The 23,303-nt window shown below is 67.0% G+C and carries 23 protein-coding genes and 1 pseudogene; 7 read left to right on the top strand and 17 right to left on the bottom strand.

The annotated features are described in order from the left end of the window. Positions 1–8: 8 nt before the first annotated feature. Positions 9–365, top strand: coding sequence for a nitrite reductase small subunit NirD (gene nirD / locus BN973_RS04325; protein ID WP_036466183.1), 357 nt, complete (start codon positions 9–11; stop codon positions 363–365). On the opposite strand, the gene BN973_RS04330 is transcribed toward nirD, so the two are convergent. The 11 genes and pseudogenes from BN973_RS04330 to BN973_RS04380 form a co-directional block, all read right to left on the bottom strand. Beyond that, the gene (locus BN973_RS04330; RefSeq protein WP_036466185.1) at positions 362–811 is read right to left on the bottom strand and encodes a TetR/AcrR family transcriptional regulator; all 450 of its coding nucleotides are present in this window, start codon (positions 809–811) and stop codon (positions 362–364) included. The genes nirD and BN973_RS04330 overlap by 4 nt on opposite strands. Before the next feature lie 24 nt (positions 812–835). After that, positions 836–1,573 carry a sirohydrochlorin chelatase gene (locus BN973_RS04335; protein WP_036466187.1) on the bottom strand — a complete coding sequence of 246 codons (738 nt, stop codon included), beginning with the start codon at positions 1,571–1,573 and terminating at the stop codon, positions 836–838. After that, on the bottom strand, positions 1,570–2,715 hold the full coding sequence (locus BN973_RS04340; RefSeq protein ID WP_036466189.1) for a uroporphyrinogen-III synthase: 1,146 nt from the start codon (positions 2,713–2,715) through the stop codon (positions 1,570–1,572). Before BN973_RS04340 ends, BN973_RS04335 begins: the two co-directional genes overlap by 4 nt. A 77-nt stretch (positions 2,716–2,792) precedes the next feature. Beyond that, positions 2,793–4,190 carry a nitrate/nitrite transporter gene (locus BN973_RS04345; RefSeq protein WP_036466191.1) on the bottom strand — a complete coding sequence of 466 codons (1,398 nt, stop codon included), beginning with the start codon at positions 4,188–4,190 and terminating at the stop codon, positions 2,793–2,795. 367 nt (positions 4,191–4,557) lie between these two features. Then, a complete protein-coding gene (locus BN973_RS04350) occupies positions 4,558–5,967 on the bottom strand; it encodes a nitrate/nitrite transporter (RefSeq protein ID WP_139830065.1) in 1,410 nt (469 codons plus the stop codon). Between the two features lie 223 nt (positions 5,968–6,190). Next, complete coding sequence (locus BN973_RS04355; protein WP_036466193.1) at positions 6,191–6,736, bottom strand: GNAT family N-acetyltransferase; 546 nt, start codon at positions 6,734–6,736, stop codon at positions 6,191–6,193. A gap of 53 nt (positions 6,737–6,789) precedes the next feature. After that, complete coding sequence (locus tag BN973_RS04360) at positions 6,790–7,674, bottom strand: 5-oxoprolinase/urea amidolyase family protein (RefSeq protein WP_036466194.1); 885 nt, start codon at positions 7,672–7,674, stop codon at positions 6,790–6,792. Positions 7,675–7,689: 15 nt separating this feature from the next. Continuing rightward, positions 7,690–8,352: a 5-oxoprolinase subunit B family protein gene (locus BN973_RS04365; RefSeq protein WP_036466197.1), complete on the bottom strand. Its 663-nt coding sequence runs from the start codon at positions 8,350–8,352 to the stop codon at positions 7,690–7,692. Between the two features lie 99 nt (positions 8,353–8,451). Continuing rightward, complete coding sequence (locus tag BN973_RS04370) at positions 8,452–9,450, bottom strand: ABC transporter substrate-binding protein (RefSeq protein ID WP_036466198.1); 999 nt, start codon at positions 9,448–9,450, stop codon at positions 8,452–8,454. Positions 9,451–9,506: 56 nt separating this feature from the next. After that, positions 9,507–9,707, bottom strand: a pseudogene (locus BN973_RS04375) (acyl-CoA-like ligand-binding transcription factor); the annotation flags it as partial. Then, positions 9,706–10,998 (bottom strand): DNA polymerase domain-containing protein, encoded by a 1,293-nt coding sequence (locus BN973_RS04380; protein WP_051641114.1) that lies wholly within the window; start codon positions 10,996–10,998, stop codon positions 9,706–9,708. The pseudogene BN973_RS04375 and the gene BN973_RS04380, both read right to left, overlap by 2 nt. Before the next feature lie 58 nt (positions 10,999–11,056). Between BN973_RS04380 and fadD2 the strand changes: the two genes are divergently transcribed. Continuing rightward, positions 11,057–12,736, top strand: a complete 1,680-nt coding sequence (gene fadD2, locus BN973_RS04385) for a long-chain-fatty-acid--CoA ligase FadD2 (protein ID WP_036466202.1) — start codon at positions 11,057–11,059, stop codon at positions 12,734–12,736. A gap of 23 nt (positions 12,737–12,759) precedes the next feature. On the opposite strand, the gene BN973_RS04390 is transcribed toward fadD2, so the two are convergent. After that, positions 12,760–13,128: a hypothetical protein gene (locus BN973_RS04390; protein WP_036466204.1), complete on the bottom strand. Its 369-nt coding sequence runs from the start codon at positions 13,126–13,128 to the stop codon at positions 12,760–12,762. A gap of 579 nt (positions 13,129–13,707) precedes the next feature. On the opposite strand from BN973_RS04390, the gene BN973_RS30290 reads away from it, so the two are divergent. After that, the gene (locus tag BN973_RS30290; RefSeq protein ID WP_139830057.1) at positions 13,708–14,094 is read left to right on the top strand and encodes a hypothetical protein; all 387 of its coding nucleotides are present in this window, start codon (positions 13,708–13,710) and stop codon (positions 14,092–14,094) included. A gap of 183 nt (positions 14,095–14,277) precedes the next feature. On the opposite strand, the gene BN973_RS04395 is transcribed toward BN973_RS30290, so the two are convergent. Genes BN973_RS04395 through BN973_RS04410 form a run of 4 tightly spaced genes read right to left on the bottom strand, consistent with a single transcriptional unit; the run spans position 14,278 to position 19,217 of the window. Next, positions 14,278–16,452, bottom strand: coding sequence for an acyl-CoA dehydrogenase (locus BN973_RS04395; RefSeq protein WP_036466207.1), 2,175 nt, complete (start codon positions 16,450–16,452; stop codon positions 14,278–14,280). A 50-nt stretch (positions 16,453–16,502) separates the two neighbouring features. Next, positions 16,503–17,474 (bottom strand): 2-hydroxyacid dehydrogenase, encoded by a 972-nt coding sequence (locus BN973_RS04400; RefSeq protein ID WP_036466209.1) that lies wholly within the window; start codon positions 17,472–17,474, stop codon positions 16,503–16,505. Continuing rightward, complete coding sequence (locus BN973_RS04405; protein ID WP_036466211.1) at positions 17,450–18,583, bottom strand: alpha/beta hydrolase; 1,134 nt, start codon at positions 18,581–18,583, stop codon at positions 17,450–17,452. Before BN973_RS04405 ends, BN973_RS04400 begins: the two co-directional genes overlap by 25 nt. Before the next feature lies 1 nt (position 18,584). Then, the gene (locus BN973_RS04410; RefSeq protein ID WP_036472027.1) at positions 18,585–19,217 is read right to left on the bottom strand and encodes a TetR/AcrR family transcriptional regulator; all 633 of its coding nucleotides are present in this window, start codon (positions 19,215–19,217) and stop codon (positions 18,585–18,587) included. 96 nt (positions 19,218–19,313) lie between these two features. Between BN973_RS04410 and BN973_RS04415 the strand changes: the two genes are divergently transcribed. Then, on the top strand, positions 19,314–19,895 hold the full coding sequence (locus tag BN973_RS04415; protein ID WP_036466212.1) for a VOC family protein: 582 nt from the start codon (positions 19,314–19,316) through the stop codon (positions 19,893–19,895). Positions 19,896–19,929: 34 nt separating this feature from the next. Next, a complete protein-coding gene (locus tag BN973_RS04420) occupies positions 19,930–20,478 on the top strand; it encodes a hypothetical protein (RefSeq protein ID WP_036472028.1) in 549 nt (182 codons plus the stop codon). Here BN973_RS04420 and BN973_RS04425 read toward each other — a convergent pair. Next, positions 20,411–21,115, bottom strand: coding sequence for a TetR/AcrR family transcriptional regulator (locus BN973_RS04425; RefSeq protein WP_036472029.1), 705 nt, complete (start codon positions 21,113–21,115; stop codon positions 20,411–20,413). The two genes, BN973_RS04420 and BN973_RS04425, sit on opposite strands and share 68 nt — an antisense overlap. An 82-nt stretch (positions 21,116–21,197) precedes the next feature. On the opposite strand from BN973_RS04425, the gene BN973_RS04430 reads away from it, so the two are divergent. Further along, complete coding sequence (locus BN973_RS04430; RefSeq protein WP_036466214.1) at positions 21,198–22,106, top strand: oxygenase MpaB family protein; 909 nt, start codon at positions 21,198–21,200, stop codon at positions 22,104–22,106. A 154-nt stretch (positions 22,107–22,260) separates the two neighbouring features. Further along, on the top strand, positions 22,261–23,303 hold a 1,043-nt coding region (locus BN973_RS04435; protein WP_232232019.1), incomplete at its 3' end, for a PPE family protein.

The raw sequence follows: 23,303 nt of genomic DNA on the forward strand, positions 1-23,303 counted from the left end.
GAGGCAGCGTGACAATTCTCAACGACATTCAGGTCTGGACCACCGCGTGCAGCTACGACCACCTCATCCCGGGTCGCGGGGTCGGCGTGCTGCTCGACGATGGTTCGCAGGCGGCGCTGTTCCGCCTCGACGACGGGTCGGTGCACGCGGTCGGCAATCTCGACCCGTTCTCCGGCGCGGCCGTGATTTCGCGCGGGATCGTCGGTGACCGTGGCGGTCGTGCGACGGTCCAATCACCCATCCTCAAGCAGGCTTTCGCGCTGGAAGACGGTCTGTGCCTGGACGACCCGCGGGTTTCGGTGCCGGTGTACCAGGTGCGCATCACCGATGACGGAGAGATCCAGATCGCGCGATTGGCCGGTTAGCCGATGTCGCCGACCAGGTAGCGCTGCATCGTCGGGCCGATCGCGTCGACGAGCGCGTCGACCGGCATCGAGTGCAGCGGCTCGGAGCGCACCCCGTAGCGCATGATGCCGAGGCCGACCAGCTGCGAGGCGCACAACGACGCGCGCACCGCGGCCTTGTCGGCGCCCAGCATTTTCAACAGTGGGCCGAAAACCGGTCCGATGAACATGCTTTGCACAACCTCGGCGGTCTTGGCCATCCCGGTGGACGCGACCGCGCTGGCCGCGAACGGGCCGCCGCCGGCGGCATCCCACGTCGTGATCAGCAGGTAAAGCGTTCGGCGGCCGACCTGGTTGACCCCTCCGGTGATGATCCGGTCGATGAATTCCGGTGTGCCGAACGGCAACCGCAGCATCTTCGCGACCGGGTCGAGGAGCCCACGCGATGGCTCTTCGCGACTGGGCATGGTGCCAGGATCACCTGCGGTTGATCAAAGATCAAGCATCGCGCGCGTCGGCGCGCCCAGCCGGTAATTGCGCACCCGATGCCGGGTCGCCACCGGCACCGCCCTGCGGAATCGGTTCGCGATCAGGCGGGCCAGTCGCGGATGAGTGCCCAGCGGCCGGCTGACCACATCGGCGCCGCAATTGCGGAGTTTCTCCTGAAACAGTCCGTCGGCGAGTAGATAGGACGCGATCGCGACGCGGCGCGCACCGTCGGCCCGCGCCATCTCGACGGCCTCGGTGATCTGAGGATCGCCAATGGCCGCAAATCCCAGGGTGACTCGCGACCCGGTCAGCGCCGACAACAGCGTCGCGGTGGTGTGCAGATCTGCGCGGGCAATCGGATCCGATGTTCCCGCCGCCCCGAGGATCACCGAATCACCGGGCTGCCAACCAGATTTCATCAATTGGTCGGCCACGATCCGGGCGATCTCACCGTCCGGGCCCAGCGCCGGCGTGACGATGACGTTGGGATGCCCGCTGGCCGCGACATGGGCGGGGACATCGGCGCGGACGTGATAACCGCGCGACAAGAACGCGGGCACCACGACCGCCCGCCTGCCCCCGACGTCGGAAAGCACCTCGCTGGGCGTGGGGCCCAAGACGTCGACGAAGGCGAGCCGCACGGTGCGGCCGAGCTGCCTGCTCACCTGTGCCGCCAGGTCGCCGATCATCGCGACACCGCCCGGTCGGCGGGTGCCGTGTGCGGCAAGGATCAGGCTCATGGCGCCGCCACCGGTTCGTCGATCGCGAGCCGGTAACCACGCTTGACGACTGTCGCGATAATGTTTTTGTCGCCCAACGCTGTTCGCAGTCGCAGCACGGCGGTGTCAACCGCATGCGGGTCGTTGCTGTTGCCGGGCAGGACTCGCAGCAGTTCGCTGCGGGCCACGACGTCGCCCGGGCGTTGCGCCAGCGCGCGCAGCACCGCCATCCCGGATCCGGACAGCGACTGGACCAGACCGTCGACCAGTACGCAGTTTCCGCGGATCTCGATGACGTGGCCGGCAGCCTTCACATTGCACGATCCGAGCAGCGGCAGTTTCTCGGCGATGTGACGGGCCAAGGCTCCCAGCCGCATCCGCTCGGGCGCCGACGTCGGAATGCCCTTGCGGTGCAACGGCTGGGCCGTCACCGGGCCGACACACATCGCGTGCACATCGGTGCGCATCGCCTCGATCACCTGATCCTCGATATTCAAGTCGCGGCTGCGCTCGAGAACCGCCGCCGCGGCGGGCGCCGAGGTGAAGCTGACCGCATCGAACTGGCGTCGCGCGATCCCGGTGACCAGTTGATCGAAGTTGCCGCCGATCGCGGTGGACTTCCACCGATACACCCGGATGGGCACCACGTCGGCACCCGCGGCGCGTAATCCCCCGATGAATTCGGGGAACGGGTCCCAGGCGTCGGCGGCTCCGTGCAGTTGGACCGCGATCCGCGCGCCGGCCACCCCCGACTCGAGTAGGTACTTGAGGAGCTCTTGGGAGGATTCGGATTTCGGCGACCATTCTTCGTGCAGACCGGCGGCGCGCAGCGCCCCCGTCGCCTTCGGCCCGCGCGCCAGCACTCGCGCCCTGGACAACGACTCGATGAGCTGATTGGACAGTCCCCAGCCCTCGGCCGCGGCCACCCAGCCGCGAAACCCGATGCCGGTGTGGGCTACCAGAATGTCGGGTGGATTGGCGATCACGCCTTCGGTATTGCTCTGTAGTTCTTCATCTTCGGGCAGCGCGATCATGTTGATCGCGGCCGCGCTGGAGACCTCGGCGCCCTGGCGGCTCAGCAACGCGCACAGCTCCTCGGAACGGCGCGCCGACGTGACCGCTATCCGGTAACCGGTTAGCGGTGGCGAGTCGGGCTGATCCATACGACCTGTGTATGCCTGCGACATTTCCGCGGCGTTACCTGACGATTGCTGACGCATTGCCCACGTTGCGGTGATCGTCACACCTGCGCCGGCTCCGCTGTGAGCACCGAATTCGGCGTATCCTGCGCAGATATGGGGCGGCGCACGTACCGCATCCAAGTCAGGATCGCCGCCGCGATGTAAGAAGTCAGAAACACCCAATACGCCGACGTCTCGGTGCCGCTGCGCAGGTAAGACTCGCGCAGCGCCAAGTTGATTCCGACGCCGCCGAGCGCGCCGACCGCGGAGCAGATGCCGATCAGCGATCCGGACTTTGCCCGCGACCACTGCCGGCGCTGCGCCTCGCTGCCATCCAGCGAGCGACTGCGGGCCTCGAACACCGACGGAATCAGTTTGAACACCGAGCCATTGCCCATTCCCGACAGCACGAACAGCACGATGAACCCAATGACGTAGCCGACCACCGCGTCCGACGACGTGCCGCCGCTGTGGTCCTCGACGGTGCTGATGCCCACCAGCAGGCCGGCGCCGGCGATCATGCCCACCAATACGCCTAAAGTGACGCGGCTCCCGCCGCGCCGGTCGGCCAGCCGACCGCCGAAGATCCGCGCCAGCGAGCCCAATAGTGGCCCGACGAAGGCGATTTGGGCCGCGTGCAGCGACGCGTGCGCGGCGCTTTCGCCGTTGGCCCCGAAGTTGACCTGCAGCACCTGACCGAAGGCGAAGGAAAACCCGATCCAGGAGCCGAACGTGCAGATGTAGAGCAGCGAGATCGCCCAGGTGTCGCGATCGAACAGGATCGAGCGCATGTGGTCGGGCTCGACGCCGTGGTCGAGGTTGTCCATGAACAGCGCCGCGGCGATTCCGACCGCGGTCAGCAACACCAGGTAGACCGCGCACACCCAGTAGGGCGCCTGGTGGCCGGCGGTGGCCAGCACCAGCAGGCCGATCAGTTGGATCACCGCGACACCGAGATTGCCGACGCCGGCGTTGATCGCCAGCGCGGTGCCTTTGAGCCGCTGCGGGTAGAACGCGTTGACGTTGGCCAGCGATGCCGCGTAGTTGCCGCCGCCCAGACCGGTCAGCGCCGCGCACACCACATACGGCCACAGCGGCAGCCCGGGATTGGCCAGCAGGACGATGGTGCCGGCGGTCGGGATCAGCAGCACGAACGCGGAGAACACGGTCCAGTTGCGGCCGCCGAACCTGGCGATGCCCAACGTGTAGGGGATGCGCACGCACCCGCCGACCAGCGTGGCAACGGCACCGAGGAGCAACTTGTCGCTGGCGTGGAAGCCGTAGACCGACATCGGCATGAACAGCACCAGCACCGACCACAGGGTCCAGATCGAGAAGGCGACATGGTCACCCGCCATCGTGCACAGCAGATTGCGGCGAGCGACCTTGTCGTTGCCGGCCGCCCAGGCCTCGGCGTCTTCCGGATTCCAGTCGGTGATGTGGTGGTTGCGGCCCATGCGATCTGCACCTTTCGTGAATGAGTGGTCGAAATCGTCTGGACGTCAACCAGTTCAACCCATAACTGGGAAGAGCTGTGGTGAGTCTGGCATCAATGCCCGTGTGGGCGCCCCGAATTGACGAGGCATGCCCTGCCTTGGTTCCGATGCTCACATTCGGAACCGAACTGAGTCAACTCATTCGGACCGATATCGGCTGTAAGTTGAGTCCCAGTTATCTGGTAAATCGCTGAGGGCCGGCAACAATCACACGCGAAGATTCGCAATACCCGATCGTGCCGGCGCGCCCGTGGAACTAGGGGTGAGGTGTAAAACATTTCGTGCGCGACGGGGGCCCCACCGAATCGGTATGGCGCGCATACCGCGCCTACACGGTCGCCAGCCGAGCCCCCGATGCCCCCGCGTCCGCCTCCGGCGCCATCACCTCGAGCGGACGACGGACGTACACCGCCCAAGTCAGTGCCGAGGCCGCCACATAGCACAGCGTGAAGGCCCAGAACGCCGATGTCGCGGTTCCGCTGTGCAGATACGACTGCCGCAGTGCGAGATTGACGCCGACGCCGCCGAGCGCGCCGATCGCACCGGCGAGCCCGATCAGTGCTCCAGACATCGAGCGGGACCACTGCCGGCGCTCGGTCTCGCCCATCTGCAGCGAGTGACTACGGGCCTCGAAGATCGACGGGATCATCTTGTACACCGAGCCATTGCCGATGCCGGACAGAATGAACAGCGCCACGAAGCCGATCACGAATCCGACCATCGTGGAATCCGAGGTCCGGCCCGCGCCGTGGCTACCGAAAGTGCTTGCACCGATCAGTATTCCGCCGGCCAGGATCATCGAGCAGAAGACGGCCAGCGTGACCTTGCCGCCCCCGATCCGGTCGGCGAGCTTGCCGCCGTACACCCGCGTGATCGATCCCAATAGCGGCCCCAGGAATGCGATTTGGGCGGCATGCAGGGAAGCCTGCGCGGCGTTCTCGCCGCTGGCGGCGAAGTTCATCTGCAGTACCTGGCCAAACGCGAACGAGAAACCGATGAACGAGCCGAACGTGCCGATGTAGAGCAGTGCGATCACCCAGGTGTGTGGCTCGGACAGCACCGCCCGCATGGTGGAAGTATCGATGCGGTAGTGCTGCAGATTGTCCATGTACAGCGCGGCGCCGATGCCGGCAATCGCAAGCAGCACAAGGTAAATGGCGCACACCCAGTACGGCTGGCGGTTTCCGGCGGCCGCGATCACCAGCAGGCCGACCAGCTGAACCATCGGCACGCCGAGGTTGCCGCCACCGGCGTTGATTGCCAACGCCCAGCCCTTCAGGCGTTGCGGATAGAACGCGTTGATGTTCGTCATCGACGATGCGAAGTTCCCGCCGCCCAGGCCGGCCAGCGCGGCACACATCAGATACGGCCACAGCGGCAGACCGGGGTGGGCCAGCAGCACCATCGTGCCGACGGTCGGGATCAACAGGACCAGCGCGGAGAACACCGTCCAGTTGCGCCCGCCGAACTTCGCGGTGGCGAACGTGTACGGGAAACGCAGGCACGCCCCGACCAGGGTGGCGGTGGCGCCGAGCAGGAATTTGTCGCCGGCGGAAAAGCCGTATACCGATGCCGGCATGAACAGCACCATCACCGACCACAGCGACCACACCGAGAAGCCGATGTGCTCCGCGGCCACCGACCAGATCAGGTTGCGGCGGGCGATCTTGTCGTTGCCGGCCTCCCAGGCCGCCGTGTCTTCGGGGTCCCAGTTCGACAGGACATGTGAACGGCCCAGCGCGAGTTTCATGGCGATAACGCTAGAAATCCATTGTTGCCCGAGCGCTGCCCGCAATGACCCGGGCGTGAATTTCCGCTCACTTGCGACGTCGACGGGTGTGAGGGCAGTCAATCAGTGTGGTGTGCACCACAGATACGGCCGCCAGACGCCACGACAGCTCACAGTGTAGCCGACTGCGGTGTGATGAATCACGCTGGGGTGAGGGGGATTTCGAGCACGTCTACCAGAGGTCGCCCGCGCGCCAATCGCACATCAACCCCGCGGAGGTGTCCAGCGCGACGGTGACCGGGAAGACGAATATCGTTCCGTCGTCGTCGGGTGTGCTCGTCGGCCCGCTCGGGGTCAGCGCCGATGTCGGGCCAGTCCAGGGCAACCAGCCACGCGCCGCATACAGGCTGCGGGCCCGCACGGATGAACTCAATGCTCCCAGCTGATAGGCGCCGCGCATCACCTGCTCGACCGCGTCCAGCAGCGCGTGCACCAGCCCCTGGCCGCGGTGATCCTCCCGTACCGCGACCCCTTCGACGTAGCCGCAGCGCAGCGCGCCGCCCTGGTAGATCAACCGGCGCTGGACCACCGCGGCGTGCGCGATGATCGCGCCGTGATGCCAGATCAGGGCGTGCATGCCGCCCAGCGCGTGCTCCCAGTCGTGCTCGGTGAAATCACCCGCGAAGGCTTCGGTGACCATGTGATGGACGCGCTGCCGTGTATCGCTGTCGAGATCGGCAGTGTGAACCAGGCGTGCGGTGTGGACCTGGGTGCGCACACTCCCTGTCTACAACTTTGTCGCCAGGCCCGCACCTGGACAACGCCCGATGTCTAACGGGCGCCCACCGGCAATCGCGGCCGAGCCCAGTGCAGCCGCACGTGCTGGCCGGCCCGCACCTGGGCGACCTTGTCGATGTCCTCGTCGATCACCACGCCGACCACCGGGTAACCGCCGGTGATCGGGTGGTCGGGCCCCAGGATCACGGGTAATCCGTTGGGCGGCACCTGAATTGCGCCGCGGGTGGCACCCTCGCTGGGCAGCTGCCGGTCGGGGAAGCGGTACTGCAGCGGACGGCCGACCAGCCGCATCCCGACCCGGTCGCTGCGATCGGACGCCACCCAGTCGGTGTGGACCAGAACGTCGGGATCGACGAACCAGTCGTCGCGCGGCCCGGGTACCGCCAACAGTTCGACCGGGTCGGTGCTGATGGCCGCCACGGGCGCCTGGTCGAGTTCGGGGTACTCGTCGGTGTGGGCGCCGACCGGCAGCTGGTCTCCGGGGGACAGCGGCGCCGGGCCTATTGCCGACATCACGTCGTAGCTGCGTGAGCCCAGCACCGGCTCCACCGAGATGCCGCCACGTACCGCCAGGTAGGTCCGCAGGCCGGCCCGCGGGGTGCCCAGCGAAATCACTTGGCCATCGCGGACATGATGAATACTGTTGGTGCCGAACTTGATTCCGTTGACCGACGGATCGGTGTCCGCACCGGTCACCGCGATGTCGACGTCGCCGCCGTGCACCCGGGCCGCGAACCCGCCAAAGGTCACTTCGACGGTGGCGCGGTCGTCGGGGTTGGCGACCAGCCGATTGGCGAGCTTGTGCGAACGGCGGTCGGCGGCGCCGGACCGCCCGACGCCGAGGTGGGCCTGTCCGGTCCGGCCGAGGTCCTGGACGACGGCCAGCGGTCCGGTACGCAGGATTTCGAGTGTTGTCACGGCATGCTCCTTGCGTTACGCGGCCCGGAACTGAACCCACATGCCCCGCGTCAGCAACGCCGGATCCGACCGTGTCAGGTCCCACAGCACCGCGTCGGTGCGGCCGATGAGTTGCCAGCCGCCGGGGGAGCGGCGTGGATAGATCGCGCTGAACTCACCCGCGAGCGCGACGGAGCCGGCCGGTACCGCGGTGCGTGGCTCGGCGTGGCGCGGCACCCGCAAGCGCGGGTCGCCGTCGACGAGGTACGCGAAACCCGGTGCGAATCCACTGAATCCGACTCGCCACAGCGTCCCGGCGTGAGCGTTGATGACCTGTGCGGTCGTCAACCCGGTGTGGCTGGCGACCTCGGCGAGGTCCGGGCCGTCGTACACGACGTCGATCACCACGTCGGCGGTGCGCTCGGCCGGAGCCGCGGTATCGGCGGTGACCCGCAGTTTGCGTAGTCGCTGACGGACGACACCCTGATAGCGAGGGCCGTCGAGTTTGACCAGCACCGTGCGGGCGGCGGGCACGATGTCGAGCACACCGGGCAGTGTCGCCGCACGCAACGTGTCCGCCCATGCCAATACCTCTGCGGTGCTGCCGCATTGCACCAGCAGCGCCTGGTCGCCGTAGTCCAGAACGACGTTGCCGACCAGCTCGGTCGACACGTCCGCGGGAAGATCCGTCACGCTCATTACTGAACGGTAACTTCGGAATCCGCGCAGGCAAAGGGGCCGAGGCGGGATTTTCGAGCACTGCCAGAGCTGCCTTACCGAATGCTCAAAGAGACTGGGCTATCCGAGGATTTTGCCGATCATCGGGGGCAGCTGATCGGCCACCACCGGGTAGCTCAGTGGCGACGCGAAGGCGATCGCACCGGCCTGGTCCTTGGTGGTGAAGACGTGGCGGTTCTGCGTGGTCGCCTGCGAGCCCGCCACCTCGGGGTCGGCCAGCACCGCCTTCTGCTCGTCGGGACTCTCGGTCGTCCAGATCACCACGTCGACGGAATCGAGCACCGTCTTGATCTGGTCGCGCGGGATGACCGCGCGGTGACCGCTGACGAAAGGCTTGATGCTGTCGGCGATCACCAGACCCATCTGGTTGAGGAAGTCGGTTCGCCAGCCCGCCGCCGTGGCGATCACCGATCCGCGGAACAGGCTGCCCTGCATCAGCAAGGCCCGCTTGGCTTTCCACTGCGGGTGGTTCTGGGCGACGGCGACGAACTGCTTGTCGACGCCGTCGATCAGCGCCTTCATCTGGTCGGCTTGGAACACCGCTTGACCGATCGCGGTGGCCTGGTCCTTCCACGGCTCGAAGAAGGCGTCACCGTCGGATTGCGCGACGGTCGGCGCGATCGCGGACAGCCTCTGGTAGGTGTCGGCGTCCAAGCCGGCGTTGATGGCGACGATCAAATCGGGCTTGAGGCCGGAGATTTGGTCGACGGGAATCCCGTTGTCCAGGTTCAACACAACGGGTTGTGCGCCGCCGAGTTTGGGCTGGGCCCACGGCCACACCGCGAACGGCTGGTCACCGAACCAGTTGGTCACCGCGATCGGTACGACGCCGAGCGCGAGCAGGTCGTCCTGCTCGGTGTAGCCGGCGCTCACCACCCGCTTGGGTGGCGCCTTGATGACCGTCCGGCCGAACAGATGGGTGATCGTCACCCCCTCGGCGCCGGGAGCGCCGGTCGGCGGTTTGGAGTCGGAGCACCCCGCCGCCGCCCCGGACGCCGCGGCTGCCGCAGCGGCACCGGCGAGCTGCAAGAACCCCCGCCGATTCCATCCCTGTCGCATCGCGTGAGAGTATCGCGTCACTGACTCTGACCTGCATCGCCGCGCGGTTTTGCCGCTCAGCGCAGCGGCATCCCGGCGTCGACGAAGTCCAGGGCCCGACAGATCGCCGCGGCCGTCGGCGGCGCGCTGTCCGCGGCCGCCATCATCGCGCCGGTCAACGCACCGGCGGCCACCCGGAGCTCGAAATCGTCTGTGGGACAGCCGATTCGGCGTCCGATCGGCTCGGCCACGACGTTGACGGTGCGGTAGTACTGGTCAGTCGCCGGCATGGGGCAATTCTCCCGCACCCGCGCCGCCCGGCCGGGAAGCCGGCGGTGTGTACCCCTCCCAAGGGCTGTAGTCGGCGATCAGCTTCTCCTGCGGCGGGCGCTGGTCGGCGGGCACGTGCTGCAGGTTGATCCGGATCCGGTACCAAATCGAACTCGGCCCGCGCATGCCGTCGACCAGCACGTCGGCCGGCCGCAAGAGTACGGCGACGGTGGGGTAGCGGTCGCGCCAGGTGTCCAGCGCGGCCATCGCCTCGTTTCTGGTCTTGGTCCGGGCTATCTCGATCAGCGGCATCGACGACTGCCGGCGGCCGTCGGAGCTCTTCTTCGAGCCGCGGGGCGCCCGTTCCGGCGGGCCCATCTCCTCGGCCAGCATCAGCAGCCGGTCCAGCTCGCCGACGGCGTCGCCCATCCCCGCCCACGGGTCGCCGAGCTCGGCGAACCGCCCGGGGACAGTTTCGATCGTGAACGCCTCCGGCCGGCAGCCGGCGACCTCGTCCCAGTGCAGCGGTGTCGACACCCGGGCATCCGGAGTGGCCCGCACCGAGTAGGCCGACGCGACCGTGCGGTCTTTCGCGTTCTGGTTGAAGTCGACGAAGACGCCCTCGCGCTCCTCCTTCCACCATCGGCTGGTCGCGGCCTCGGGGATCCGCCGCTCGACCTCGCGGGCCACGGTCTGGGCGGCCAGTCGGACCTGACGGAACTCCCAGCGCGGCGCGATGCGGGCGTAGATGTGAAAGCCCCGCGATCCCGACGTCTTGGGCCACGCGGTCAGGCCGTAGTCCTCCAGCACCTCGCGGGCCACCATCGCCACGTCGACGATTCCCTGCCAGTTCACCCCGGGCATCGGGTCCAGATCGACCCGCAGCTCGTCGGGATGATCGAGGTCGTCGGCGAGCACCGGGTGCGGGTTGAGGTCCACGCAGCCCAGGTTGATCGCCCACGCCAGCCCGGCGGCGTCGTGGATGACGGCCTCGGCGGCCGACGTGCCCCGCGCGTAGTGGAGTTCGGCGACGTCGACCCAGTCCGGCCGCTTTGTCGGCGCGCGCTTCTGAAATACCGCCTCTTGTCCGATGCCCTTGACGAAGCGCTTCAAGATCATCGGCCGGCCGGCCACTCCCCGCAACGCTCCCTCGGCGACCGAGAGGTAATAGCGGACCAAGTCGAGCTTGGTGTAAGGCCTCGTCTCCGCGCGCGCTTCGAACACGACCTTGTCCGGGTGGGTGATCGTGACTTCGTGCCCGGCAACCTCGAATGACACCGGACCGGCCATGGGATTCATCGTAATTCCGCGAGAATTTTCTGGCCGCGTTGCGACCCGCGTCACATATGGTGAGGTTATGCCTAACCTTCCTGGCCTGCCCGGGCAAGCCGTTTCCAAGGTCCAGCAGTACGTCGAGCGTGGCTCGGCGGAACTGCACTACGTGCGGAAGATCTTCGAGGCGGGCGCGTTCAAGCTGGAGTCGCCCCTCAAGACCGCGGCGATGGCGGCCGACATCGCGAAGTGGGGCGAGTTCGGCATGTTGCCCTCGCTCAACGCCCGGCGTACTCCCGACCGCGCGGCGCTGATCGACGAGGACGGCGAGTTCAGCTATCGCGAGCTCGACGAGGCCGCCCACGCGGTGGCCAACGGCCTGATCGACAAGGGTGTCAAGGGCGGCGACGGCGTCGCGATCCTGGCCCGCAACCACCGCTGGTTCCTCATCGCCAACTACGGTGCGGCCCGGGTCGGCGCCCGCATCATCCTGCTCAACAGTGAATTCTCCGGACCGCAGATCAAAGAGGTGTCCGAGCGCGAGGGCGCCAAGATCATCATCTACGACGACGAATACACCAACGCCGTCAGCAAGGCCGCGCCCGAGCTGGGTAAGCTGCGCGCGCTCGGGATCAACCCGGACAGCGACGAGCCGTCCGGCAGCACCGACGAGACGCTCGCCGATCTGATCGCGCGCAGCAGCAAAGAACCCGCTCCCAAGGCCGGCAAGCACGCGTCGATCATCATCCTGACCAGCGGAACGACCGGGACACCCAAGGGCGCCAACCGCAGCACCCCGCCCACGCTCGCACCGGTCGGCGGCATCCTGTCGCACGTCCCGTTCAAGGCGAACGAGGTCACCTCACTGCCGGCGCCGATGTTCCACGCGCTCGGATATCTGCACGCCACGATCGCGATGTTCCTGGGGTCCACGCTGGTGCTGCGGCGCAAATTCAAGCCGCCGCTGGTGCTGGAGGACATCGAGAAGCACAAGGTGACGGCCATGGTCGTGGTGCCGGTGATGCTGTCGCGCATCCTCGACACGCTGGAAAAGACGGACCCCAAGCCCGACCTGTCCAGCCTGAAGATCATCTTCGTGTCCGGATCCCAGTTGGGTGCCGAGCTGGCCACCCGCGCGCTGAAGGACATCGGTCCGGTCGTCTACAACATGTACGGCTCGACCGAGATCGCGTTCGCGACGATCGCCCGGCCCGAGGACCTGGAACGCAACGCGTCGACGGTCGGCCCGGTCGTCAAGGGCGTGAAGGTCAAGATCCTCGACGACAACGGCAACGAGGTGCCCCAGGGCGACGTCGGGCGGATCTTCGTCGGAAACGCCTTCCCGTTCGAGGGCTACACCGGCGGCGGGCACAAGCAGATCATCGACGGCCTGATGTCCTCGGGAGACGTCGGCTACTTCGACGAACACGGCCTGCTGTACATCAGCGGGCGTGACGACGAGATGATCGTCTCCGGCGGCGAGAACGTGTTCCCCGCCGAGGTCGAGGACCTGATCAGCGGACACCCCGAGGTGATCGAGGCCACCGCGATCGGTGTGGAAGACAAGGAGTGGGGCCACCGGCTGCGCGCGTTCGTGGTGCGGAAGGAAGGCGCCGACGTCGACGAGGACACCATCAAGGGATACGTGCGCGACCACCTGGCTCGCTACAAGGTGCCGCGCGAGGTGATCTTCCTCGAGGAACTGCCGCGCAACCCGACCGGCAAGATCCTCAAGCGCGAGCTGCGCGAAATGCAGGTCGACTAGCGGGTCGGTTGCCGGGGTCGCCCCTAGCGCCGCTCCTGGATGGCCCGGGTGATCTGGGCTGCGAGTTTGGGGTCGGCCAGCAGCTGGTCGATCAGGGCGGTCAGCACCTCTTGCCCGGTGACTCGGGCGACGCCCAGCTGGTCGGCGGCTTCCCGCTGCCAGATGTCGAGGGCGCGGTGGGTGGCGGCGGGGAGGTCGACCGTGCGGCGCGTGCGTTGGATGCGGGGAGTCTCGCCGGTGGTGCGTGACCGCTCACCGACTATTCGTTGGGGGCGCGGCTGCCGGAAACCGGTGAGGCGTTCGGTTGGCGTGCCGTCGCCAGCGGGTGTGGTGCCGGACATCTGCCCGCGGAACGCGGCGCCGGGCCCGATGTGGCCGGGGTTGAAGCTCACTGGGGCGACCGTCCCTCCCGTGGGTCACAATCAGTAAATCAGTGCTTCCGTGCACGTTGTCTACTTGATTGTCTCACTGACACCAGCGTAAGTCGCGCCGCGCGAGTTCGGGTGTTACGGCGCAACGTCGCGGGGCCACGGCGACCCGGGCCGAGACCAGCGGCGATATCAGCACAAATCGAGGGTATTAGCTGGACAGAATATGCCCGTGTCTTGACATCTTTGTCTGCAGCGCACTCGTGTAGCAGCATGGAAATTAGACGTATCGCCGTGAATAGCGTGCGAAAACATATGCAATTAATGATCTACTGAGATGCGAAGATCCGCGCTTCAGTACGTCAGTAGAGCGCGATTAACGTTGCGATATTGCCCGCTCGTTGGCTACTGACCTCAGTACTTGCGGTACTCCTGAATGGCGCAAATGCGTATTACTTGAAATAAGTAGATACGGAATTGTGTAGCGGCCATCGACATTTAATTGTTACGCAATTCACAGCCGGAAATAGCGCTATTGCTATTGTTCGCCCAGCAATTTATGCGTAGCGTTTCAAATGTCAGGGTTCTCGGAAGGAGCTCACGATGAGGAATTCACTGCGATCGATCCGCGGAGCGGCTGCTGGTGCTGTCGGCGCGGGCGCGGTGGCCGGCGCGATGCTATTCGGCGGGATGCCCGCGGCACAGGCCGCCCCGGCGCCCGCGCCCGCTACGACATTCGAAACCACCGGGCCGCACGGCGGCGCACCGCTGGCCCCCGGCATTCTTCCCGACCGACCCGGCGGCGGCCACGGCGGCCACGGCTGGGGTCCCGGTGGCGGCCATGGCGGCTGGGGCCATCGCGGCGGCTGGGGTCACGGCGGTGGTTGGGGCCACGGCTGGGGTCACGGCGGTGGTTGGGGCCACGGCTGGGGTCATGGTTGGGGACACCCTGGCTGGGGTTGGGGTAATTGGTGGCGCCCATGGTGGTGACCAAGTGGTGAGCCACCAAGATCGCGGGGCCGGCCGGCTTCGTCCTGCCAGATATATAGGCTGGCCGACCCGCCATTAGGGGGAACCACGCCGGCCTGACAATCTCAGGCCGGTGTGGGCCCCCAAAACCAAATAGGCGTCCATGCCGATCCGGGACCGGCCCCGGATCGGCATGGATTTCGTTTACGGATCGCGGGGCAGGCCCAGCAGACGCTCGGCGATGATGTTGAGCTGCACTTCCGACGTACCGCCATAGATCGTCGTGGCCCGGCTGGCCAGTAGGTACTCGCCCCACTTGCCCGGGAGCTGATCCGGGTCGCCGATCGCGGCGTCGGTGCCGAACGAGGACACCGCGAATTCCGCATAGCCCTGGCCGGTGCGCATCGACAACAGCTTGGAGATCGCCGCGGACGGCATGGCGTCGCCGCCGGCCAGCGTCAACAGCGTCGAACGCAGGTTCAACAGCTTGGCGGCATGCCCCTCGGCGATCAACTGCCCGGCCCGGTGCTGGGCGACCTGGTCGAACTGGCCGTCGCGGACGAACTCGACGAACTGGGGCAGCGTCGCCAGGAAATTGGCGTCGCTGCTGCCGATCGACACCCGCTCGGCCGTCAGCGTGTTGCGGCTGACTTCCCAGCCGCGATTGACCTCGCCCAGCACGCATTCGTCGGGCACGAACACGTCGTCGATGTAGACGGTGTTGAACATCGCGTTCCCGGTCAGCTCGCGCAGCGGCTTGACCGTCACACCATCACTGCGCATGTCCAGCAGGAAGTAGGTGATGCCGTTGTGCTTGGGCGCCGACGGGTCGGTCCTGGCCAGCAGCGCACCCCAGTGCGAGTACTGCGCGGCGGTGGTCCAGATCTTCTGGCCGGTGATGCGCCAGCCGCCGTCGGCCCGGGTTGCCTTGGTGGTCAGCCCGGCCAGGTCCGATCCGGCGCCCGGCTCGGAGAACAGCTGGCACCAGACCATCTCGCCGCGGAAGGTCGGCGGCAGGAAACGTTGCTTTTGCTCCTCGCTGCCGAACGCGACGATCGACGGGATGATCCACGCGGCGATCCCGACCTGCGGCCGCCGCACCCGTCCGGTGGTGAACTCCTGGGCGATGATGATCTGCTCGGTCGGGCTGGAGGCGCGGCCCCACGGCTTGGGCAGGTACGGCAACACCCAGCCGCCTTCGGCGAGTGCGATGGTGCGCGGCTCCCGATCCATTGCCTTGAGCGCGGCGACCTCGGCGCGGATCTCCTCGCGCAGCTTTTCGGTCTCCGGATCCAGGTCGATGTCGACCGGGCGCATACCCGTGGTGGTCGCGGTGTTGACCACCTTCTGTGGGTAGTCCGAGCTGCGGCCGAAGCAGGCGGCCAGCATCAGCGCCCGGCGGTAGTACACGCCGGTGTCGTGCTCCCAGGTGAAGCCGATGCCGCCGTGCACCTGGATGCAGTCCTGCGTGCAGCGCTGCGCGGCAGCCGGCGCCAGCGTCGCGGCCACCGCGGCGGCGAACTCCACGTCCGGCGAGGCCTCGTCGATCGCGCGCGCCGCGTCCCACACCGCCGCGGTGGCGCGCTCGGTGTCGGCGATCATCTCCGCGCATTTGTGCTTGATGGCTTGGAATTGGCCGATCGGCCTGCCGAACTGCTCCCGGATCTTGGCGTATTCCGATGCGGTGTCGGTTGCCCACCGGGCCACCCCGATCGCCTCGGCGGACAGCAGCGTCGACATCAGCGCGTAGGCGGTCGTCATGGTCAGCGTGCTCAGCAGCGCATCGTCGCCGACCTCGACGGCGTCGGCCCGCACGTGCGCGACCGGGCGCAGCGGGTCGAGGCTTTTCACCGGTTCGATGTCGAGCTGGTCGGCGCGCAGCACCACCCACTCGTCGCCGCTGTCGATCGCGACCGGGAGCACCAGCACCGACGCCTGCGCCGCGGCGGGAACCGCACGCACCTCGCCGCGGATCACCAGCACCTCCCCCTTGCGGGTGGCGGTCAGCCCGGAGTCCAGGGCGTAGGCGGCGATCGCCGCGCCCGACGCCAGCTCGGCGAGCACCTTGGCGTCCGGGTCATGCGAGGCGATCAGCGCACTGGCGATCGCCGACGGCACGAACGGCCCGGGCACCGCGCCGTAGCCGAACTCGGCCAGCACGATGGCCAGCTCGAGCAGGCCGAAGCCCTGGCCGCCGACGGACTCGGAGAGGTGAACACCCTGCAGGCCCTGCTCGGCGGCCGCCTGCCAGTACGGCGGCGGGTTCTCCAGCGGCGTCTCCATGGCCTCGTGCAACACCTCTGACGGCGCGACCCGCGCCACCAGGGATCGCACCGAGTCGGCCAGATCTTGGTGCTCAGAAGTTATCGCGATCGGCATTGGTCGCCTTCCCATGCGTTCGGGTTCGTTTCGGCCAAGCACTCATCAATCTAATAACCGGTCGGTAGGTTGACCACATTGGCCAGTGGCTCGCCGTCGCGAAGCCGGCGGCAGTTGGACACGGCCTCGACCAGGTAGCGCCGCATCGTGTCGGCGGTGTACCAGGTGACGTGCGGTGTCAGCACCACGTTGTCCAGGTCGAACAGCGGGTTGTCGGCCGCCGTCGGCTCGGCCTCGAAAACGTCGAGACCCGCCGCGGCCAGCCGCCCGTCGCGCAGCGCACCGACCAGGGCGTCCTCGTCGACGATCGCCCCGCGCGAGGTGTTGACCAGCACCGCGGTCGGCTTCATCGAGGCGATCGCATCCCGGTTGAGCAGATGATGGGTCTGCGCCGTCAACGGCAGGTGCAGCGAGACGATGTCGCTGGCGGCCAGCAGTTCGGGCAGCGGTAGCCAGCCGGGCCGCCCGTCGTCGCGGGTGCTGGTGTGCAAGACGGTGGCGCCCATGGCGCCGACGACGGCGGCCACGCGCTTGGCGATATTGCCGTAGCCCACTAGGCCGACGGTGCAGCTCCCGATGTCGCGGACCGTCTCGCCCAGTTCGGGATCCAGCGGCCAGCCACGCCCTTGCCGGGTGGCGTGGTCGAGTTGCGGCAGCCTGCGCAGCGCGGCCAGCATCAGCAGCACGGTTCCCTCGGCCACCGACGGCGCATTGGCGCCGGGCATGTTGGCCACCGCGATGCCGCGGTCCGTCGCGGTGGCCACGTCGATCGTGTTCACCCCCGCGCCGAGCTTGTGCACCAACCGCAGCCGTTCGCCGCGTTTCAGGTCGGCGCCTGACAACGGACGTAGTACATGCCAAATCACCTCGGCATCGGGCAATTCGCGGTAGAAGCCGTCGTCGTCGTCGGCGGCACACCAGCGAATGTCGAGCCAATCTGCTTCGGCTGCAAGGAAATCGAGAACTCTTTTACCTGGAACGAAGTGGGCGAGAACTCTCAGCGCCACCGCTTGCTGATCCACCTGGCGATGGTATCCGCCTGCTCGCTGCGCGCGCCGGGGGTGGTGAAGTAGTGGTCGCTGTCGATCGAGACCTGCGACTTGTCGGTGCCCGCGAGTGCGTCGTAGATGCGTTGCGCGTCAGACGGAAACACGCCGGTGTCCGCCTCGGCATTGATCACCAGGGCGGGGCAGGCGATGCGGGCCAGATGTGGCTCGGCCCGGGTCTGCGCCACCCGCAGGCTCCACATGCCCAACCAGTTGCGCAGCGTGCAGGACGCCGCGATGCCCTGGGCTGAGCGGTTGGCCTTGGCCGGCACACCCGCGTAGCACAGGTTGGGCGTGCGCTTGGTGGGCTCGATGTTGGGATCGACCATGCGGGGATCGGCCCAGGTTCGCATGACCGAGAATGGACGATCCGAAAACCCAGCTGCACGAACACGTTTGAGCTCCGTCTCGGCCCAGTCGGTGATGGCGTGGTTGCGCGCGGTCTGTGCCGAGCGGTAGCGGGCAATGAACTCCGGCGGGTACGGCGGGCCGTTGGCCCCGTTGAACAAGTCGAGTTCGGGGTCGGTGGCGACCGGGTCGTTTTCGTCGACGACGGAGGCGTCCATCCAGGAGGTCAGCACCTCCGGGCGTCCGGGATGCGCCGCGGTGGCGACGAAGCCGTCGGCGGGCAGCAACTCCGTCAGCCCGGCCGCCGGCCGCATCCCCGGCAATGGGGTCACATTCGGGTCGACGGCCTGTGACTGGTAGGCCGACATCAACGATCCGCCTCCCGAATTACCCAGCAACACAACGGTATCCACGCCCTGAACCTCGCGCAGCCAACGCACCCCCACGCCGATGTCGACCAGCGCGTGGTCGAGCAGGAAGTTGTTTTCGAAACCGCGGAACCGGGTGTTCCAGCCGAGAAACCCGATGCCCCGAATGGCCATGTAATCGGCGAGGTAGTGCTCGGAGAAGTCGATCTGGTAGTGCGTGGCGATCATGGCCACCCTCGGCTTGCGTCCGACGCCGCGGTGATACAGCCCCTGGCATGGATGCCCGCCCGCGCCGGCGCGCCCGGCGGTGGGCGACGGTAGGGCGACGAACTCACGGACCACCCCTGCACTGCCGCCGTTCCGCGTCAATTCAGTGACCCTCCGTCGAGTAGATCGCCCGGTAGTAGATGTTGGCGAGGGTTTGGATACAGGCCTGGTCGTCGAGTTCGTCGTCGCCGGCCCGGCGGAGCTGGATGTAGCAGAACTGATTGAACATCGCCACGATCGCCTCGGCGATCAGCTGCGCGTCGTCGCCCGGGCAATACCCCTGGGTCTGGGCGCGGCGGACCGTTTCGGCGATGAAAGATATTGGAATATCGCAGATCTCGGCCCAGTACTGCGCGAAGTCGTCGTTGACCATAGCCAGCTGGGACACGCTGATCACCTCGGCGAGCCGATTGCGGTAGGTGTGCCAATGCGCCGCGGCCGCCGCGTGTGCGCGTTCCCGGTTCGACAGGCCATGTCCGGTGACCGAGCGGGCGCGCTCGTTGGCTTCGTCGCGGAAGCGCAGCGCCCATTGGCGGACCATCGCCTCTTTCGAGTCGTAGTAGTTGTAAAAGGACGCCGCCGAACGGCCGGCTTCCGCGGCGATGTCGGCAATCGTCGTCGCCAGGATTCCCTTGCGCGCCACGACCGTTCGCGCGGCGGCGTCGATCGCTGCCTGCGTACGCCGGCCGCGGTGCGTCGGGAACTCGGCCGGCCGTTGGTTGGATTGCGCCGCGATGGACACCCGATGGTCCCTCTCTGGATCGAAACTGAATCTGATGTTAGATTCAGTTTCGCATCTTGGCCAGGCCAGCCAATCGATGGGAGCCACAACATGATCAAGCCCGACAACACCAACAGTGAATTCGAACTCGGCGGGATCAATCACGTTGCGCTGGTGTGTTCAGACATGGCGCGGACCGTGGACTTCTACAGCAACATCCTCGGCATGCCGCTGATCAAATCGCTGGATCTACCCAACGGTGCCGGGCAGCACTTCTTCTTCGACGCCGGCAACGGCGACTGTGTCGCGTTCTTCTGGTTCGCCGAGGCACCCGATCGGGTACCCGGAATCTCGTCGCCGGGTGCCATCCCGGGCATCGGGGACATCACCAGCGCGGTCAGCACGATGAACCATCTCGCCTTTCACGTCCCGCCCGAGAAATTCGACGCCTACCGGCAGCGGCTCAAGGACAAGGGCGTACGCGTCGGCCCGATACTCAACCACGACGAAAGCGAGATGCAGGTTTCCGCGACCCTGCATCCCGGCGTCTACGTGCGCTCGTTCTATTTTCAGGACCCCGACGGCGTCACACTTGAGTTCGCCTGCTGGGTCAAGGAATTCGGCGAAGGCGATGCCCGGGCCGTTCCCAAGACGGCGGCCGACCGGCGACCCCGGGAGCACGCCGTAACCTAGTCGGCGAGAATGTGGCCGAGCCGGGGGGTCCATGATGACGGACGGCATCTTGACCGATGAGCAGATCGCGGCGTTGACACCCGCGCAACGGCGAGACCTGATCAGGCGGCTGGAGGCACCGCTGTCCGAAGTGATCGACCCGGCGCTGATGGCGCGGATACGGCGCATCCGACTGGGCCTGATGATCGGCGGCTCGATCGCGATGATTCCCTGGCTCATCTATCTGGCGCTGACGCTGCCGGATAGTTATGTCGCGCACAACTGGGTGCTGACCTGGGTGGGCTTTGACATCCTGCTGGTCGGATTCATGCTGGCGACAGCGGTTTTCGGTTACTTCCGCCGTCAGGTACTGTTGTTCGCGGCCTTCACCTCCGGCGTGCTGTTGATCTGCGACGCCTGGTTCGACCTGATGACCGCCGGACCCGACGACGTCTGGCTGTCGGTGGTGACCGCGCTGGGCATCGAGGTGCCACTGGCGATTTTCATGATCCGCGGCGCGCAGCGCATCATGCGGCTCACGATGTTGCGTTTGTGGCTCCTGGATCCCGGGATGCGGCTGTGGCAGCTGCCGTTGTTCCCGTGACGCCGTACAGCCGCGGGCGGGCCAGCTCGTCGAGCAGCACGGCGAGCTGATCGACGAGCTGGTCGGGTTCTAGCACCACGTCGCCGACCAGCCAGGCGCTGATCATCTGCCCGACGCCGCCCACCGCGAAGTGCGCGCCGGCTTTCATGCTGTTGTTGGCCGGCATCCGCAGCATGTCGCCGCCGTGCTGGCCCAGCAGCATCGCGAATAGCGCGGTGGATTCGGCGCGTTTGCGCACGATGACGGCGTCGGCGAGCTGGGTGCTGAACAGCAGCCGTCCGACCCGCGGGTCCTCGGCGATGGTTCGCACGATGTTGGCCATACCGGCGCGGGACTGTTCGGATATCGGCACCGCCGTCACCGCGGCCTGCGTGGTGGCCGCCAAATCGGCGATCACCGAGTCGAAGACTGCGCCGACGAATCCGTCTCGGTCGCTGAAGCTTTCGTAGAAATAGCGGGGCGTCAGGCCGGCCCGGGTGCAGACCGCACGAACCGTCAACGCCGACGCGTCGTGCTCGTCGGCGCCCAGCAGGTCCAGGCCCGCGGCCAGCAATCGACCCCGGCGTTCGGCCAGTCGCCGCGCGGCGTCGACGCCGCGGTAGGGGCGCTCGCTAGGGGTCTGCACCATGAGCACCATCTTGACACCGACGCGCGGCAGCGACAATATCAGGAAACAGGCGTTGTCATATTTGGCGTACCCAGCGGTGAAGAGGTTCCGGATGACGATTCATGACACGGTTCACCAGCTCATTCCGCATGTCGAGCGGCCAATCTCCGACCCGCCGCGCCCGCAGTCGAGTCGTCGGCGACGCCGGATCGCCGAGGACTACGGCCTGATGGGCGTGGCGCTGCTGGCCGGTTCGGCCAACGTGATCATGGAACTCTCGCGTCCCGGTGTCGGCCACGGCGTGGCGGAAAGCCGCGTCGAGAGCGGGCGAATCGACCGCCATCCGATCAAGCGGGCGCGCACCACTTTCACCTACATCGCGGTCGCCAACGCCGGGACCGCCGAGCAGAAGGCCGCCTACCGCCGCGCGGTGAACCGGTCGCACGCCGAGGTCTACTCCAGGCCTGGCGACCCGGTGGCCTACAACGCATTCGATCCGGAATTGCAGCTGTGGGTGGCCGCCTGCATCTACAAGGGCGGCATCGACATCTATCGCACCTTCATCGGCGAAATACCGGAGGAGGACGCCGATCGCCTTTATCGCGACGGCATGTCGCTGGGCACCACCTTGCAGGTGCCGCCGGAGATGTGGCCGGCGGACCGGGCGGCCTTCGACAAGTACTGGCAGGAGTCGCTGGACAAGGTGCACATCGATGACACCGTCCGTGAGTTCCTGTACCCGATCGCGGTGTCCCGGGTGCGTGGGGTGCGGTTGCCGCGGCTGGTGCGCGAACCGTTGGAGAACTTCAACCTGCTGATCACCACCGGCTTTCTGCCGCAACGGTTTCGCGACGAGATGCGGTTGCCGTGGGATGCCGCCAAGCAGCGGCGCTTCGACCGGCTGATGTCGGTTTTGGCGGTCGTGAACCGCATGCTGCCGCGGATCATCCGGCAATTCCCGTTCAACTTGATGCTCTGGGACCTGGACCGCCGGATCCGGACGGGGCGCCCGTTGGTCTAGCGCACGGCCGGGCGGACATCGCCGCCCACGTTGATAACGACAATCATTTTCAGTAAGCTCTCGGCAATCCTTCAGCGTTCCCAGCCCAGGAGTTGCCGGTGATGAAGTTGCAGGCCGCGTGCACCACGTCGATTCCCGACGGGACCATCCAGCAATGACCGCGCCGATCTGGATGGCCTCACCGCCGGAGATCCACTCGGCGTTGCTCAGCTGTGGGCCGGGGCCCGCTTCGCTGTTTGCCGCCGCGGCGGCGTGGGATTCGTTGAGCGCCGAATACGCCTCGGCCGCCGAGGAACTCAGCGGGGTGCTGGCATCGACGCACGCCGGGGCATGGCAGGGGCCCAGCGCCGAGTCCTACGTGGCGGCGCACGGTCCGTACCTGGCGTGGCTGGCGCAGGCCAGCGCGCACAGCGCAGCCGCAGCCGCCGAGCACGAGACGGCGGGCACGGCCTACGCGGCGGCGTTGGCGGCCATGCCGACGCTGCCGGAGCTGGCCGCCAACCACGCCGTCCACGGCGTGCTGATGGCGACGAATTTCTTTGGGATCAACACGATTCCGATCGCCGTCAACGAGGCCGACTATGCGCGGATGTGGGTTCAGGCCGCCACCACGATGACGACCTATCAGGCCGTCTCCACCGCAGCGGTGACGGCCACGCCGCCGGCCGAATCGGCGCCGCAGATCCTGAGGTCCGAGGCCGCCGTCCAACACGACCACGAGGAAGCGGACGACGAGGAGTTCCCCGACCCGACGGTCGACAACTGGTTCAATCAGTTCCTTGCGCAGATCCTGCGGTGGTTCGGCATCGATTGGAATCCCGGGCAGGCGACTGTGAACGGGATCCCGTACGACGAATACACGAACCCGGGGCAGCTGATCTTTTGGGTGGTTCGAGCGCTGGAACTTCTTGAGGATTTCGAGCAGTTCGGCCAGTACCTGCAGACAAACCCGGCCTTGGCGTGGGAATACCTGGCATTCCTCGAGTCGGTGGACTGGCCGACTCACATCGCCGAGATCGCGAGCTGGTTAGGGTCGCAACCGGCCTTGCTGGCGGCGCCTCTGCTCCTGGCAGTTGCCCCGGTCGGGGCGCTGGGCGGCTTGGCCGGGCTGGCCGGGCCGGCGCACGCCCCGACGCCGCTAGCCGCGCCGGCTCCCCCAGTCGCCCCGCCGGTGCCAGTCGTGGGAGGCAAGGCACA

This window comes from Mycobacterium triplex, from assembly GCF_000689255.1.
GTDB classification, from domain to species: Bacteria; Actinomycetota; Actinomycetes; order Mycobacteriales; family Mycobacteriaceae; genus Mycobacterium; species Mycobacterium triplex.

Bases quoted from the DNA above. Each gene is read 5' to 3' on its own strand.
- BN973_RS04330 (WP_036466185.1), bottom strand. From the start codon at position 811: ATGCCCAGTCGCGAAGAGCCATCGCGTGGGCTCCTCGACCCGGTCGCG.
- BN973_RS04335 (WP_036466187.1), bottom strand. From the start codon at position 1,573: ATGAGCCTGATCCTTGCCGCACACGGCACCCGCCGACCGGGCGGTGTC.
- BN973_RS04340 (WP_036466189.1), bottom strand. From the start codon at position 2,715: ATGGATCAGCCCGACTCGCCACCGCTAACCGGTTACCGGATAGCGGTC.
- BN973_RS04345 (WP_036466191.1), bottom strand. From the start codon at position 4,190: ATGGGCCGCAACCACCACATCACCGACTGGAATCCGGAAGACGCCGAG.
- BN973_RS04365 (WP_036466197.1), bottom strand. From the start codon at position 8,352: ATGAGCGTGACGGATCTTCCCGCGGACGTGTCGACCGAGCTGGTCGGC.
- BN973_RS04370 (WP_036466198.1), bottom strand. From the start codon at position 9,450: ATGCGACAGGGATGGAATCGGCGGGGGTTCTTGCAGCTCGCCGGTGCC.
- BN973_RS04380 (WP_051641114.1), bottom strand. From the start codon at position 10,998: ATGAATCCCATGGCCGGTCCGGTGTCATTCGAGGTTGCCGGGCACGAA.
- fadD2 (WP_036466202.1), top strand. From the start codon at position 11,057: ATGCCTAACCTTCCTGGCCTGCCCGGGCAAGCCGTTTCCAAGGTCCAG.
- BN973_RS30290 (WP_139830057.1), top strand. From the start codon at position 13,708: ATGAGGAATTCACTGCGATCGATCCGCGGAGCGGCTGCTGGTGCTGTC.
- BN973_RS04395 (WP_036466207.1), bottom strand. From the start codon at position 16,452: ATGCCGATCGCGATAACTTCTGAGCACCAAGATCTGGCCGACTCGGTG.
- BN973_RS04415 (WP_036466212.1), top strand. From the start codon at position 19,314: ATGATCAAGCCCGACAACACCAACAGTGAATTCGAACTCGGCGGGATC.
- BN973_RS04420 (WP_036472028.1), top strand. From the start codon at position 19,930: ATGACGGACGGCATCTTGACCGATGAGCAGATCGCGGCGTTGACACCC.
- BN973_RS04425 (WP_036472029.1), bottom strand. From the start codon at position 21,115: ATGGTGCTCATGGTGCAGACCCCTAGCGAGCGCCCCTACCGCGGCGTC.
- BN973_RS04430 (WP_036466214.1), top strand. From the start codon at position 21,198: ATGACGATTCATGACACGGTTCACCAGCTCATTCCGCATGTCGAGCGG.